Annotated in this window: 11 protein-coding genes; 8 read left to right on the forward strand and 3 right to left on the reverse strand. The window is 56.9% G+C overall.

Annotated features, from left to right (window positions below; translation table 11 throughout):
- Positions 1–60: 60 nt before the first annotated feature.
- The 3 genes from O2597_RS08830 to nikR all read right to left on the reverse strand — a co-directional run bounded on the left by O2597_RS08830 (position 61) and on the right by nikR (position 3,544).
- Positions 61–1,191, reverse strand: a complete 1,131-nt coding sequence (locus O2597_RS08830; protein WP_269524061.1) for an ATP-binding response regulator — start codon at positions 1,189–1,191, stop codon at positions 61–63.
- 207 nt (positions 1,192–1,398) lie between these two features.
- Positions 1,399–2,904: an NADP-dependent phosphogluconate dehydrogenase gene (gene gndA / locus O2597_RS08835; RefSeq protein WP_269524063.1), complete on the reverse strand. Its 1,506-nt coding sequence runs from the start codon at positions 2,902–2,904 to the stop codon at positions 1,399–1,401.
- A gap of 190 nt (positions 2,905–3,094) precedes the next feature.
- A complete protein-coding gene (nikR, locus tag O2597_RS08840) occupies positions 3,095–3,544 on the reverse strand; it encodes a nickel-responsive transcriptional regulator NikR (protein WP_269524065.1) in 450 nt (149 codons plus the stop codon).
- Between the two features lie 168 nt (positions 3,545–3,712).
- On the opposite strand from nikR, the gene O2597_RS08845 reads away from it, so the two are divergent.
- From O2597_RS08845 to uca, 8 genes are all read left to right on the forward strand, one after another.
- Complete coding sequence (locus O2597_RS08845; RefSeq protein WP_269524067.1) at positions 3,713–4,717, forward strand: ABC transporter substrate-binding protein; 1,005 nt, start codon at positions 3,713–3,715, stop codon at positions 4,715–4,717.
- A 112-nt stretch (positions 4,718–4,829) separates the two neighbouring features.
- Positions 4,830–6,221: an ABC transporter permease gene (locus tag O2597_RS08850; RefSeq protein WP_269524069.1), complete on the forward strand. Its 1,392-nt coding sequence runs from the start codon at positions 4,830–4,832 to the stop codon at positions 6,219–6,221.
- Complete coding sequence (locus O2597_RS08855) at positions 6,218–7,114, forward strand: ABC transporter ATP-binding protein (RefSeq protein ID WP_269524071.1); 897 nt, start codon at positions 6,218–6,220, stop codon at positions 7,112–7,114. Before O2597_RS08850 ends, O2597_RS08855 begins: the two co-directional genes overlap by 4 nt.
- A gap of 4 nt (positions 7,115–7,118) precedes the next feature.
- On the forward strand, positions 7,119–7,895 hold the full coding sequence (locus O2597_RS08860; RefSeq protein ID WP_269524072.1) for a creatininase family protein: 777 nt from the start codon (positions 7,119–7,121) through the stop codon (positions 7,893–7,895).
- Positions 7,896–7,909: 14 nt separating this feature from the next.
- Positions 7,910–9,331 (forward strand): type III glutamate--ammonia ligase, encoded by a 1,422-nt coding sequence (gene glnT / locus O2597_RS08865; RefSeq protein ID WP_269524073.1) that lies wholly within the window; start codon positions 7,910–7,912, stop codon positions 9,329–9,331.
- 12 nt (positions 9,332–9,343) lie between these two features.
- The gene (locus O2597_RS08870) at positions 9,344–10,060 is read left to right on the forward strand and encodes an urea amidolyase associated protein UAAP1 (RefSeq protein ID WP_269524074.1); all 717 of its coding nucleotides are present in this window, start codon (positions 9,344–9,346) and stop codon (positions 10,058–10,060) included.
- A gap of 77 nt (positions 10,061–10,137) precedes the next feature.
- Positions 10,138–10,773, forward strand: coding sequence for an urea amidolyase associated protein UAAP2 (locus O2597_RS08875; RefSeq protein ID WP_269524076.1), 636 nt, complete (start codon positions 10,138–10,140; stop codon positions 10,771–10,773).
- A gap of 100 nt (positions 10,774–10,873) precedes the next feature.
- Positions 10,874–14,494: an urea carboxylase gene (uca, locus tag O2597_RS08880; protein WP_269524078.1), complete on the forward strand. Its 3,621-nt coding sequence runs from the start codon at positions 10,874–10,876 to the stop codon at positions 14,492–14,494.
- The last annotated feature ends 54 nt before the right edge of the window (positions 14,495–14,548 follow it).

A 14,548-nucleotide genomic window follows, 5' to 3' on the forward strand; every position in this document is an offset into this window, starting at 1 on the left:
ACAGGCACCAGATCGAAAGCTTATGTCTATGATGCGATCTCCGCATGAGATGATTCCGTCTTATCCGCGTGGTAGCTCCACATAAAAAATATTTCCCATCGCATCCGGCCGAGGCAGAGCGCCCACTTCTCCCTGCAGGAGCTTGACCAGTCGTTTGACAATGGAGAGCCCGATACCGTGTGAGGCCGAGCTGGAACCATCGTGTCCATGATCGGAACCGCGTGAAAACTCCTGAAAGAGGCGGTAACGTTCATCTTCCGAGATGACGGGTGCCTGGTCGCGCACCTCAATGCGAAGCGCCTTTGGTCCGCTGGCCGACGGCATAAGGTGTACCTCGACCAGGCTGGACGCTGCGGAATACTTCACCGCGTTGTTAATGATATTATCAAATATTTCTGAGAGTACGCGGCGGCTCACCCCTAAATTGACATCGATGTGCCGGACCAATCGGAGTTGGATCGAGCGTTTTTGGGCCATGACAGTGTTGAGTTGCACGAGTTGACCAAGGACTTCGGCGACGTCGACCGGACCGTCATTGAGAAATGCGGAGCCAGAGTGTTCGGATCTTTCCTCATCCAGTATCTCTTTCACCAGATCCAGCATGCCTTTGGCGGAGGACGCCATCAATTCAAGCAGGGAAAGGCATTCCGCCACGTCGAACTCGCCATGGTTCAAATCGTAGATCAACTCCTGGGCGAGGCCTTCGATCGCACCGGCCGGGTTCTTGATGTCGTGGGCAAGTGTCCGCAGCAACTCGGTTTTCTTATGATAGAGCTTCTCCAGGTTTTTGCGGGCAATGAAGAGGTCGAGGTGGGTGTGCACCCGAGCCAGCAGCTCTTCCTGGTTGACCGGCTTGCGGATGTAATCGACTCCTCCTGCGGACAATCCATTGACCGTATCCACCGTTTCCGATTTTGCGGTAAGGAAGATAATCGGGATGCCGGATGTGGTCTTATCCGCTTTCAGTTGCCGGCAGACAGTGAAACCATCCGATCCGGGCATCATCACATCCAGGAGGATCAAGCCCGGTTGTTCTTCCTTGGCGGCTTGAATCGCTTCCTCCCCATTGGTCGCAAAGAAAAATTTCAAGCCGTCCCGCTTGAGGATCTCGCCGACAATAGCGAGGTTCTGTGGCTGATCATCTACAACCAGGATACGTACATTGTCGGGCTGGCGGGAAAACTCCTTCATTGGTAGTTCAGAGGTAATAGGGGGTGCTTGTAACTTATCCTATTCCCGAATGGAAGCTTTGAAATACCGTCCGCGCTGAAATGGCGGATTGTAAAGCTGACTAAGCATTCGATTGGTATTATAACGACTTTTCCGTTTGATACCGGACTGTGAGCCACAAAAAAGCCTCCCGGATCGGGAGGCTTTTGATAAATAGCTTGTTTGCGCTTAAGCTTCGATTTGCGGGCGATCGGGCTTGGGCCAGTCGATATGGTAGAATTGGCCGCGGGGTTGATCGACGCGTTCGTAGGTATGGGCACCGAAGTAGTCGCGCTGGGCCTGAAGCAGGTTTTGCGGGAGACGTGCGGTGCGGTAGCCGTCGTAGTAGGAGAGGGCCGAGCTGAAGGTCGGGATCGAGACGCCGTATTGGGCGGCCAGAGCGACGACTTTGCGCCAGCTGGCTTGGCAGGCGTCGATTGCGCCCTTGAAATAGGGATCGAGGAGCAAGTTGGCGAGTTCCGGATCGCGGGCATAGGCCTCGGTGATCTTCTGCAGGAAGGCGGCGCGGATGATGCAGCCGCCGCGGAAGATCTGAGCGATCTTGCCGAAGTCCAGCGTCCAGTTGTATTCCTTCTGTGCTTCGCGCATGAGCTGGAAGCCCTGGGCGTAGGAGCAGATCTTCGAGCAGTAGAGCGCCTGACGGATGGCTTCGACCATCTCGGTCTTGTCGCCGGTGAACTCGGGTGCGTCCGGGCCGGTCAGGATCGTCTCGGCGGCGACACGCTCTTCCTTCACTGCAGAGAGGCAGCGGGCGAAGACGGCCTCGGCCACGGTCGGTGCCGGAGTGCCCATGTCGAGTGCGTTGACCGAGGTCCATTTACCGGTGCCTTTCTGGCCGGCGGTGTCCAGGACGATGTCGACAAAGGGCTTGCCGGTGACCGGGTCGGCTTGCTTGAGGATGTCAGCAGTGATCTCGATGAGGAAGGAGTCGAGGTCGCCCTTGTTCCATTCGCCAAAGATATCACCCATCTCGCTCGGGGTGAGGCCGAGCACGTTTTGCATAAGGTCGTAGGCCTCGCAGATCATTTGCATGTCGCCGTATTCGATGCCGTTGTGGACCATCTTGACATAGTGGCCGGCACCGTCGGGACCGATATAGGTAGTGCAGCTGAAACCGCCTTCGACCGGCTTGCCCGGCTCGGCGCCTTCGAGCGGCTTACCGGTGTCCGGATCGACCTTGGCGGCGATCGCTTCCCAGACCGGCTTGAGATATTGCCAGGCTTCTTCGGTACCACCGGGCATGAGGGAGGGACCAAAACGGGCACCTTCTTCACCACCGGAAACACCGGAACCGATGAAGCGCAGGCCTTTGGCGGTCAGTTCCTTCTCGCGGCGGATGGTGTCGTCCCACTTGGCGTTACCGCCGTCAATGATGATGTCACCTTCTTCCATGAGCGGGATGAGGCCTTCAATCACCTTGTCGGTGGCGGCACCGGCCTGGACGAGGATGATCACCTTGCGCGGGCGCTTGAGGGAGGCGACGAAACCTTCGAGGGTTTCACAGCCGACCAGGCCGCCGGGTGTGTCCGGATTGGCGGCAACGAATTCCTCCATCTTGGAGGTCGTGCGGTTGTAAACCGAAATTTTGAAGCCGTGGTCGGCAATGTTGAGAGCCAGGTTCTGGCCCATGACGGCGAGGCCAATAAGGCCGATTTCTGAGACTGCTTCAGACATGATAATGCGATTGGTTGAAGTCGGGTAATGAAATCCAGCGAGGGCAAGCTGACAAGCGTCGAGTCAGGAATGCCCTCGAAGATTATTCATGGGTGATATTAACAAGACTGCGTAAATGTAAAGCGTAGCGGGATTTTCCCGGAGGCTAAAATTGTATAATCTGGAAAATATTTACAAAATTGCGCAAAGATCAGAGCGGTCTGTGAACTTGGGGAATAATCTTGCTGGTCAGCGTGAGCTTGCCGCTGTTGACCCCCTTGCAGGTGAGCATGCGGTCCGTAATATGGCGCAGCTTCTGGACCGGGCCCTGTACAAGGACAACTTCGAGGATAAAGTTACCTTCGAGCAGGATGTGCTGGCTGCTGATGCATTCTTCGATGTGTTCGCGCTCGATATTGGCCAGTTTCTCCAGCAAGCCCGGCTTGGCGGCATCATAGATCAGGGTGATGGTACCCGCCATGACGGCTTCCTCGTTTTCCTGCCGGTTCTCGGTCAGGTGTTGCTCGATCATTTCGGCAATTGCCTGGGAACGGTTGTGAAACCCCCGGCGTTCGATCATGGCATCAAGCTCGGTGGCAAGCTTCGCCGGAAGCGAGATGCTGATCCGCTGTGCTGTGGTTTTTGGTACTTTTTTATCCATCTTCATACGATCCAGCATAGAGGGTTCCAATCGTAATACTTTTTTGGTAAATTTTATTACTTTCTACCGCTTTGAGCGTCGTTGGCATGCTTTCTGCCCTAGCATAAATCGTTCTCATGCCCCGTGCAGGGAGCAGCACCTAGCAACTAACACCCAAATCCAAACGTTATGTTCAAGTTCAAGTCACTTGCCCGTTCTACGAAACGGACCCTCCTCGGTGCGCTGGCCCTTTGTGCCGCCAATGCACTTCCCGCGGAACCCCTCAAGATCGCATACAGCGACTGGCCCGGATGGGTCGCATGGCAGATCGGTATCGATAAAGGCTGGTTTGAGGAAGAAGGCGTCGAAGTTGAATTCTACTGGATGGACTATGTGGCGTCGATGGACGCCTATGTAGCCGGTACGGTGGACGCTGTGACAATGACCAATGGTGACGCGCTTGTCACCGGCGGCACCGGCAAGCCTTCCGTCGGGATCATCATCAACGACTACTCGAACGGGAACGATATGATCGTGGCCGCTCCGGGGATCGAGACGCTGGCCGACCTGAAGGGTAAGAAGATCGGACTGGAAGAAGGCTTCGTCGAGCACCTTCTCCTTCTGAAGGGCGCTGAACTCGCCGGGATCGATCCTTCCGCGTTCATCATTGTCAACACACCGACCAATGAGACTCCGCAAGTGCTCAAGTCCGGTGCAGTCGATGCGATCGGCGCCTGGCAGCCGAACTCCGGCCAAGCCCTCAAGGCGGTTCCGGGTTCCAAGCCGGTCCTGACCACTGCCGACGCACCCGGTATCGTCTATGACCTTCTGTCCGTGGATCCGGAAAGTCTGGAAACACGTCGTGCAGACTGGGAAAAAGTCGTCAAGGTCTGGTATCGCATCGTCAGCTTCATCAAGGATGAGGAAAATATCGACGAAGCGCTGGCCATTCTGGCATCCCGCGTGGAAATTTCTCCTGAAGAATACGAACCCTTTTTCCAAGGCACTTACATCCTGAGTCTGGATGAAGCCCTCAAGATCTGGGAAAAGGGTGATGGCCTGGGGTCTGTTTACGGTTCCAACGTCATCGCCGATGATTTCAACGTGTCACAGGGTGTCTACGAGGAAAACCTCAAGACAGAGCAATACCTCGATCCCAGCCTGACCAAGGAATACGCTGAATCGGTGAAGTAAGTCTTACTTCGCTTTTCCAACGAGTCGAATTTCGCTGAAGGCGGGCCGCTACCCATAGACGGTTCGGTCCGCCTTCTTTTTGCCCGGAAATCAAGATCCACCGCAAATACGAATGCCTTCGAATACAAAAAAGATTAAAGTTCCACGTCCCTGGTTTGCGGTGCGCAAGGAGCTCGGAGCCAAACGCCGGCTCTTGCTGACGGTCTGTTCTTTCATCATGCCGCTGCTGACATGGTCGATCGTCAGTTACACGCCGTTTATCTGGCATCCGGATATCAAGCTGCAGATTTCTGCGGACCGCGAAGGCGTGACCACTGTGTTTACGGCGGGCGACCACCTATCGCGGGAATATTATCCGGGCTTTGTGCAGGATGTGGAAGCGGAGAATGCGGCCCTGCGTCAGGCACGTGAGGCGGGCGAGATTGAAAATGGAGGCTTCCGCACACGTCGGGCCAATACCAAGATACTGCGTCACATGGCCGCGGTTGCGATTTCCAATGGCTGGCTCAGCCGGGCCGAAGCTGAGGACGATTCCAAACTCTATGAGATTTGGAAAGAGGTCGCCGAGGGAAGCTTGAGCGGCAATCAGCCCAAACTCAGCGAAGCCAATCTTGCTGTCATAAAGCGCAATTGGGCGATCATGTCAGCCCGGAGCGAAACCTTTAACGCAAAGCTCTTACCGGAAGAGCCACTCGAAAAGCTCATTCCCCAAGGGCGTCCAGCAAATCCGGTTTACTTGCCGGCTCCACATGAAGTGGTGCTCAAGGGCTGGCAGGATTTCACCCGTGAACCGGATGGCGACAAGCCGTCGATGTTCACGCGTTACAAGCACTCGCTGCGAATCGTCTTTCTCGGCTTCCTCTTTTCCTGTCTTTTCGGTGTGCCGCTCGGCGTGCTTTGCGGGACTTTTGATTTTTTCTCCAAGTTGTTCGAGCCCTTCATTGACTTCTTCCGCTACATGCCGGCACCGGCCTTCAGCACGCTCCTGGTGGCGATTTTCCTCGCCCATGACGCACCCAAGATCGCCCTGGTCTTTGTCGGCACCTTTTTCCAGATGGTGCTGGTGGTCTCCAATACCACGCGGCAGCTCGACGAATCGCTCCTTGAAGCGGCGCAGACACTGGGGGCAAAGAAACTGACCATGATCCGGCGGGTCATTCTCCCGGGTATCACGCCGAACCTTTTCAACGATATGCGGATTCTGCTGGGCTGGTCCTGGACCTGGCTGGTGATTGCCGAGCTCATCGGTGTGAAGAGCGGTTTGACCGAGTTCATTGAAACCCAAGGCCGCTGGCGTAACTTCGATAGTGTATTTCCGGTCATTATTCTGATCGGTGTCACGGGCTTTGTGACCGACCAGATTCTGTCCTCCTTACGTAAGTATTTCTTCCCCTGGACACCGGAGTCCTCCGACAAGAAGCACGGCCCGATCGGGCGTTTCACCTTCTGGATGCTGGACCGTGATGTCTATGTAAAAACCGAACCTAGAAAGGCTTCCAAATGACACAGATCGATTTACCCGATTATCATCTGCAAAGTGAAGCTGTCGCGTCGCGTTTCGCAGCCATCCGTCGGCGGTCGGTCAAGCTGAGCGTGGAAAACCTGAGCAAGACTTTCTCGACCACGAAGGGGGATGTGCACGTCCTCAAGGATGTCAGTTTCAAGGTGCACCGGCGTGAGTTCATCTCCGTCATCGGGCCGTCCGGATGTGGCAAATCGACACTCATCCGGATGCTGGCCGGTCTGGAATACCCGACCGGTGGGCGTTTCCTGCTCGAGGGTAAGGAAGTCAGCGGCCCCGGTGCGGACCGTGGCATGGTATTCCAAGGTTATACGCTTTTCCCTTGGCTGACGGTGAAGAAGAATGTCATGTTCGGTCTCGAAGTGAACGGCCGTTCGGGCTCTTCCGTGGAACAGGAAGCCATGCAATGGATCGAGCTCGTCGGGCTGGGCAAGTTCGCCGAAGCCTACCCGAGCCAGCTATCGGGCGGGATGAAGCAACGCGTGGCCATCGCGCGCGCCCTTGCGAACCAGCCGCAGATTCTCTTCATGGACGAGCCCTTCGGTGCGCTGGATGCCCAGACGCGATCCCAAATGCAGGCCTACCTGCTGCAGATCTGGAAGAACGTGGATGTGACGATCATGTTCGTGACCCACGACCTCGACGAGGCGATTTATCTCTCCGACCGCATCCTCGTCTTGAAGGCGAATCCAGGCGAGATACAGGAGTTCATCGAGGTGCCGGTCCCGCGTCCGCGCAGCCCCGAGCAGTTCATTTCACCGGAATTTCTGGCGGTTAAACAACGTCTGGAGGAACTCATCCACCCGCAAAAGGAAACCACGATGGAGAAGCTGCCGATCGTCCGCATGACGGATGCCGGCGACAATGTCGAGTAGTGCCATGACGGATACAAAGCACAGTCAATGGGAGGCCATGACCTGGCCGGAAATCCTCGAGTGCATCGGGGACGGCTGTGACGCCGCCATCCTCCCGCTCGGCGCGACCGAGCAGCACGGTCCGCATCTCGGCACCGGGATGGACAGTGTGCTGGCGGACAAGCTCTGCCGGGAAGTCGGCGGCAAGACGGGAGTGCCGGTCCTGCCTGTGCTCAGCTACGGTTGTTCCATCGGACATTCGCATCGCTGGCCGGGCACGGTCGCGCTGTCGCCGACGACCATGATCGCGGTGCTCTGTGACATGGGTGACTGGCTCTACCAGGCGGGGATCCGCCGCTTGTTCCTGGTTAATTCACATGTGGGGAATGCGGCATCGGTGCGATGCGCCCTGGATACATTGCGCTGCCGCTATGACGACCTAATGGTGGCCGGCTGGAATACGGGTACACTCACACCGGTGATCGAGGCCGCTTTCACAACCGATGGTGAGGATTGGCATGCCAATGCCGCCGAAACCAGTCTGATGATGGCGGTGGCACCGGAGATGGTCCGCGAGGACAAGCTCGCCGAATCGGATGACCCGGACCGTACGGGCGACTGTGTGTTCAGCCATCCGGTCAACCGCACGAGCACGAACGGGGTGACGGGCAAGCCCAGCGAGGCTTCCGTATTCGGCGGCCAGCGCCTGTTCGAGCATTTGGTCAACGCGCTTGTTTCCCGTGTCGAGCACGGTCTCCGCGAAACCCCGCCCCTGGACGCCTCCTATTTTAAACGTATTTAAAAATCACATACAAAATGAGCAAAGAAATCTACTCCGCTTACAACAAGTCTGCCGGCAACATCTATGATGCCGAGCGCTTCACTGCCGAACAGGTTGCCGAGATCCAAAGGCGTCTCGAAGCCGCGGGCGTCAAATACTGCGCCGGCAATTACGTGGACATCCACGGTGTGCCCAAGGGCAAGGTTGTGCCGATAAGCCATTTCGCGGAATTCGCGGAGGGCTCCGAGCTGTACACCGGCTATGCGCTGGACGGATTGGGCCAACGTCCGAATGACGACGAGATCGCGTCCGTTCCTGACCTCGGCATGATCATTCCGCTGCCCTGGAACCCGGAAGTGGCCTGGATACCGGCCGACAACACGCTGCATGGCAAACCCTACGAAGTGAATGCCCGGGTCGTGTTGCAGAAGGTGCTGAAGGAAGCCGAATCGATGGGCTTCGGGATGAATCTCGGGATCGAGTGTGAGGTCTTCGTTTTGCGGATGACCGAGGACGGGCGTATCGAGATCCCGAACAGCGACGACAATCTGAACAAGAGCTGCTACGACTTCAAACGCTTCATGGACCGCTATGGATGGCTGGACAAGATGGCCACGACGATCGACGATCTCGGCTGGGAATTGTATTCCCTTGACCACGAAGACGCGAACTCGCAGTTCGAGTTCGACTTCAAATATGCGGACGCGCTTACGATGTGCGACCGTTACGTATTCTTCCGCTACATGGCGAAACACTATGCGGCGGAGGAAGGCTTGATCGCGACCTTCATGCCCAAGCCGTTTGCGGACAAGACCGGCAGCGGGGCGCATTTCAACATGTCGCTCTACGACAAGAGCACCGGTCAAAACCTCTTCAAGTGTCCGAAGGCGGAAGACCCGCGCGGCCTGGGACTGACAGAGCTCGGCTACCAGTTCAGTGCCGGTATTCTCAAGCACGGGCCCGCGCTCTGTGCGACCTTTGCACCCACGGTCAACAGTTACAAGCGTCTGGTTCGTCGCGGCTTGATGTCCTACTACTCATGGGCGCCGGTTTTCAATTCCTACGGAAGCAACAACCGCACGAACTCGCTGCGTGTGCCGATGGTCGGTGGCCGTGTCGAGTCACGCAATGCGGATGCGGCCTGCAATCCCTACCTGGCCGCGGCTATGGCCTTGGCGGCTGGCCTTGAAGGTATCAAGGAAAAGCTCAATCCGGGCGAACCGCAGGAAGACAACCTCTACGAACTTTCTCCGGAGCAGCTTGCAGCGCGTGGTATCGGTGAGCTGCCACGCTCGCTGGACGAGGCAGTCGAGGCCTTTGCTTCGGATCCGTTTGTCGGCGAGGTCCTGGGGGAGGAGCTTCGCAAGGAATTCATCACCTACAAGGCGGAGGAATGGCGCCAGTACCACCAGCGTATCAGCCAGTGGGAGATCGATCACTACGCACGCCTGTTTTAACCTATCCCAATCATGAATACGATCTACGAGACAACACTCCATGGAGCCACCATGTGGTCCAAGGTTATCGGCCGGGGCAAGACGCTCCGGATGACGGACTTGGAAGGCAAAGCCAACGTCGGCATGCTGCTTTACAACGCATTGGAAAAGCAGGAGCGCTACAACATGCCGGATACGCTGAAGGGGCAGCATATCTTCTACCTGACTGCGCCGTTCTGTGTGCACTCGGACATGGGACGACTCTTCTGTTCGATCACTGAGGACACGGCGGGTTGGCACGACACGGTTTGCGGATGCTCGGATGCGGCACTCGTCGAAAAGAAATACGGCAGCAAGCCTTACCAGGAGGCGCGCAACGAATGCTACCGCGACGCGAAGCGGGCCTTTCTGATCGAACTGGCCAAATGGGGGCTGGGGAAGCGTGACCTGGTGCCGAACCTGAATTGGTTTTCCAAGGTGGTTTCCGACGAGTCGGGCAAGCTCAGTTATGTGACGGGTGCCACGAAGCCGGGCAGTTACGTCGACCTTCGTTTCGAGCTGGACACACTGGTTGTGCTGAACACCTGCCAGCATCCACTCGACCCGAATCCGGAATACGACCCGGGGCATGTCAAACTCGAGGTCTTCAAGACGGAGGCACCGACGGCGGAGGATCCTTGTTTCCAGTCGCGTCCGGAAAATCTCCGGGCATTCGAGAACACGAAAACCTACAACGATTTGAGATTTTAACCGTAGGAGGGTTGGGGCTGCGACTTACTTACCCGGGTCGTGGCCGCAAGCTCTCCTGCAATAAAGGAACATTCACCATGACAACCGAAAGCAAACTATCCCCAGAAACCGCGGCTTACCGCGAAGTGATTCCCGCAGGTGAGTTCTGGCTCCATGAAATCAAGAAGGGGCAAACCTTGCGAATCCTCGACCTTGAGGGCAACCAGGCGGCCGACACGCTGTTCTACGATGCGCACAATCCGGAAAACCGCTACAGCGCATCCGACACCATTCAACGGCAGGCGGCACTTTACCTGACGTCCGGGACGGAACTGATCTCCACCGAAGGCGACATCCTCCTTCGGATTACGGCCGATACCTGCGGACGCCATGACACCTTGGGCGGGGCTTGTTCACGTGAGAGCAATACCATGCGTTATGCGCATGAGAAGGAGCACATGCACGCCTGCCGCGACAGTTTCATCTGCGGTATCCAGCACTGGGGGCCGGATCTCGGCAAGCGTGACATTACCTGCAACATCAACTTCTTCATGAATGTGCCGGTGACTCCCGAAGGTAAGCTGACCTTCGAGGACGGTATTTCCGCACCCGGACGCTATGTGGAGATGGTGGCCGAGCGGGATGTCATGTGCCTGATCTCGAACTGCCCGCAACTCAACAATCCCTGCAACGCCTACAACCCGACACCCGTCGAAGCGCTCATCTGGGATTAATTTTTAACCACGGATTCACTCGGATAGACACTGATTATTAGCCGCATGTTTCCATCGGTGTTCATCCGTGTCCATCTGTGGTTCCTAAAATAGTTTAAACATGTTTTCCAAAGTCCTTATTGCCAATCGCGGTGAGATTGCATGCCGCATCATCCGCACCCTGGACGCGTTGGGCGTCGCTTCGGTTGCGGTCTATTCGGAGGCCGACCGCGATGCGCCCCATGTCGCCATGGCCGGTGAGAGCTTCTGTCTTGGGGCGGCGCCCGTCAGTGAAAGCTACCTGAAGATCGACAAGATTCTCGAAGTAGCGAAATCCACAGGTGCCCAAGCGGTTCATCCCGGCTATGGTCTTCTCAGTGAGAATGCCGCCTTCGCCGACGCCTGTGAAACAGCTGGCATCGCATTCATCGGACCGACTCCACAACAGATGTTGGACTTTGGCCTGAAGCACGAGGCACGTCGATTGGCCGAGGAAAATCAAGTGCCGCTGCTGCCGGGAAGTCCGCTGTTGAAGGACCTTGAAGAAGCAAAGGTGGTGGCTGCCAGGATCGGTTACCCGGTGATGTTGAAAAGCACCGCTGGCGGCGGTGGTATTGGAATGCAGGTCTGTCCGGATGAGGCGACCTTGGTCAATGCCTACGAGCGGGTCGAGCGCCTGAGCCAAAGCCACTTCGGCCAAGGTGGCATCTTCCTGGAAAAATTCGTGGTGCATGCGCGTCACCTGGAGGTGCAGATTTTCGGAGACGGCCAAGGGAATGTGGTTTCCCTAGGCGTACGCGATTGTTCGACCCAGCGCCGCAACCAGAAAGTCATTGAAGAAACCCCGCCCGCCAATGTACCGGCATCAGTCTTGGAGGAACTGCAAAGCTCCGCGCGTCGTCTGGCCCAAGCGGTGCAATACCGTTCCGCGGGGACCGTCGAATTTATCTACGACAACGACAGCCGTGAGTTCTACTTCCTCGAAGTGAACACCCGTCTACAGGTAGAGCATGGTGTTACGGAGCTCGTCACTGGTGTCGATCTGGTGAGCTGGATGGTGCAGCTTGCGTCGGGTGACATGACTTTGTCCCCGGAGCAAAATGAGGTGCCGCAACAAGGACATGCGATCCAAGCGCGTCTGTATGCGGAAGATCCGAACAAGGACTTTCAACCGTCGAGTGGCTTGCTCACCCGAGTTGTTTTCCCGAGCGAAGTTCGCTGTGACCACTGGGTGAGCTCCGGCACGGAAGTGAGCCCGTATTACGATCCTTTGCTGGCGAAAGTCCAGGTGCACAACACGACCCGCGAACATGCGATCGAGTTGATGACTCAGGCGCTCTCGGAGACCCGGCTGGATGGGATTGAGACGAACCTGCGCTACGTGCGTTCGGTCGTGGCTTCGGATGTCTTTGTTCAAGGGGAGATGGTGACGAAATCCCTCGCCGGCCATAAATACGAGCCGCGCAGTTTTGAGATTTTGCGTTCCGGCACAATGACGACTGTCCAAGACTACCCGGGGCGTATCGGCTATTGGGAAGTGGGCGTGCCGCCATCGGGTCCGATGGATTCGCTCTCCCTTCGCCTGGGGAACCGCCTGTTGGGCAACGCACCTGATGCGGCCGGATTGGAAATTACCGCGACAGGCCCACGTATTCAATTCTACACTACATGCACTGCGGTTCTGACCGGTGCGCACATGGATGCCACGCTAGACGGCGAATCGGTGGATTTCTACAAGCCGTTCGAAATTCCGGCCGGCAGCATTCTGGATATAGGCAAGACACATGGAGCAGGAGTGCGCAGTTACCTGTGTATTCTTGGTGGAATCGACGTACCGCAGTATCTTGGCAGCCGGTCCACCTTTACCTTGGGGCAGTTCGGTGGTCACGGTGGGCGTGCCTTGCGACTGGCGGATGTCTTGCACCTCGGGGACGAACCCGAAGGCATCGAAGCCGAGGCATTGGCTGAAGCGGACCAACCCGAGTTGACACACGCCTGGGAGATTGCCGTTCTTTACGGACCGCATGGTGCGCCCGATTTCTTCACCGAAGGTGATGTCAAAATGTTTTTCACGACCGATTGGGAGGTGCACTACAATTCGGCGCGCACGGGCGTTCGCTTGATTGGCCCGAAGCCTGAGTGGGCCCGATCCGATGGCGGTGAGGCGGGCTTGCACCCCTCGAATTTGCATGACAATGCCTACGCAATCGGCGCGATCGACTTTACCGGCGACATGCCGGTGATTCTGGGTCCGGATGGGCCGAGCTTGGGTGGTTTCGTTTGTCCGGCTACGATCATTGACTGCGAGCTCTGGAAGATGGGGCAGTTGAAGCCGGGTGATACGGTCCGTTTCCGTTGCGTCAGCCGCGAAGAAGCGGAGACCTTGCGCAATCGTTACGAAGAGTACCTGGCTGGTGAAGGGCAGGATGCTACGATCGTGCGTCCGCTTAAGTCGGATGACAGCGCTTATATCCCGGAAGAGGATGAGCTCATCCTGCATGATTCAGGGGAGGGGGCCTCGCGACTGGTGGTCCGGCAGGCCGGTGATGCCTATGTGCTTGCGGAGGTCGGCCCCATGTTGCTCGATTTCAAGTTGCGCTTCCACATCCACGTGCTTTACGAAGCGCTGAAAAAGGAACGGTTCGCCGCGATTGAAGACCTGACGCCCGGCATCCGTTCGCTGCAGGTGCATTTCAATCCAGGGCAAGTCAGCGCAGAATCGATTGCGGCATGGATCGCCGTGGTCAATGCAAAGCTGCCACCGCTGGAGGATATCACCGTACCCTCGCGCATCGTGCATCTGCCGCTTTCATGGGACGACCCTTCGACCCGGGAGGCGATCCAGAAGTATATGCAATCCGTGCGGCCGGATGCGCCCTGGTGTCCGGACAATATCGAGTTCATACGGCGTATCAATGGATTGGATACAATAGACGAAGTGTTCGACGTGGTTTTCAACGCGCGTTATGTGGTGCTGGGCCTGGGCGACGTTTATCTCGGCGCGCCGGTGGCGACCCCGCTCGATCCGAGGCACCGGTTGGTTACTACCAAATACAACCCGGCACGTACTTGGACACCAGAGAATGCGGTCGGCATCGGTGGAGCTTACATGTGCGTCTACGGGATGGAAGGTCCCGGAGGTTACCAGTTTGTCGGACGAACGATCCAGATGTGGAACCGCTACAAATCGACGCCTTCGTTCGAACCGGGCAAGCCCTGGCTGCTGCGTTTCTTCGACCAGATCAAGTTCTATCCGGTTGGCGGCGAAGAGTTGCTGCAGATGCGCCATGATTGCCCGCAGGGCCGGTTCAACCCGAAGATCGAAGAAGGTCACTTCAGCTTGAGCGAATACGAGGCCTTTCTGGCCGCCAATGATACGAGCATCAAGGAGTTCAAGCATAAGCAGCAAGCCGCCTTTGATGCGGAACGGGCCCGCTGGAAAGCCGCCGGTCTTGAAGCCTATGTTGACGAACCGGATGGTGCGGTCGGCGATGTCGAATTCGAGTTGCCGGAAGGCAGTGAGCCGGTGGAAAGCCCGGTGGCCGGCAGTGTCTGGAAAACACTCGTCTCCGAAGAAGGCCGCGAAGTGAAGGCCGGAGAGACACTGGCCGTTCTCGAATCCATGAAGATGGAGATCAATCTCGACGCGCCGGTATCCGGTATTCTCAGCACATGTCTCTGTAAGGAAGGCCAGGGTGTTGCGCCCGGTCAGGTTCTGTTTGCGATCACACCAAAATCATGAATCAAGCATGAGGGTCTTGGTTTCCAGTAGTATCCAACGTAGGCGACTTGCTTT

Origin of the sequence: Coraliomargarita parva, assembly GCF_027257905.1 — a bacterium.
GTDB lineage: Bacteria > Verrucomicrobiota > Verrucomicrobiia > Opitutales > Coraliomargaritaceae > Coraliomargarita_A > Coraliomargarita_A parva.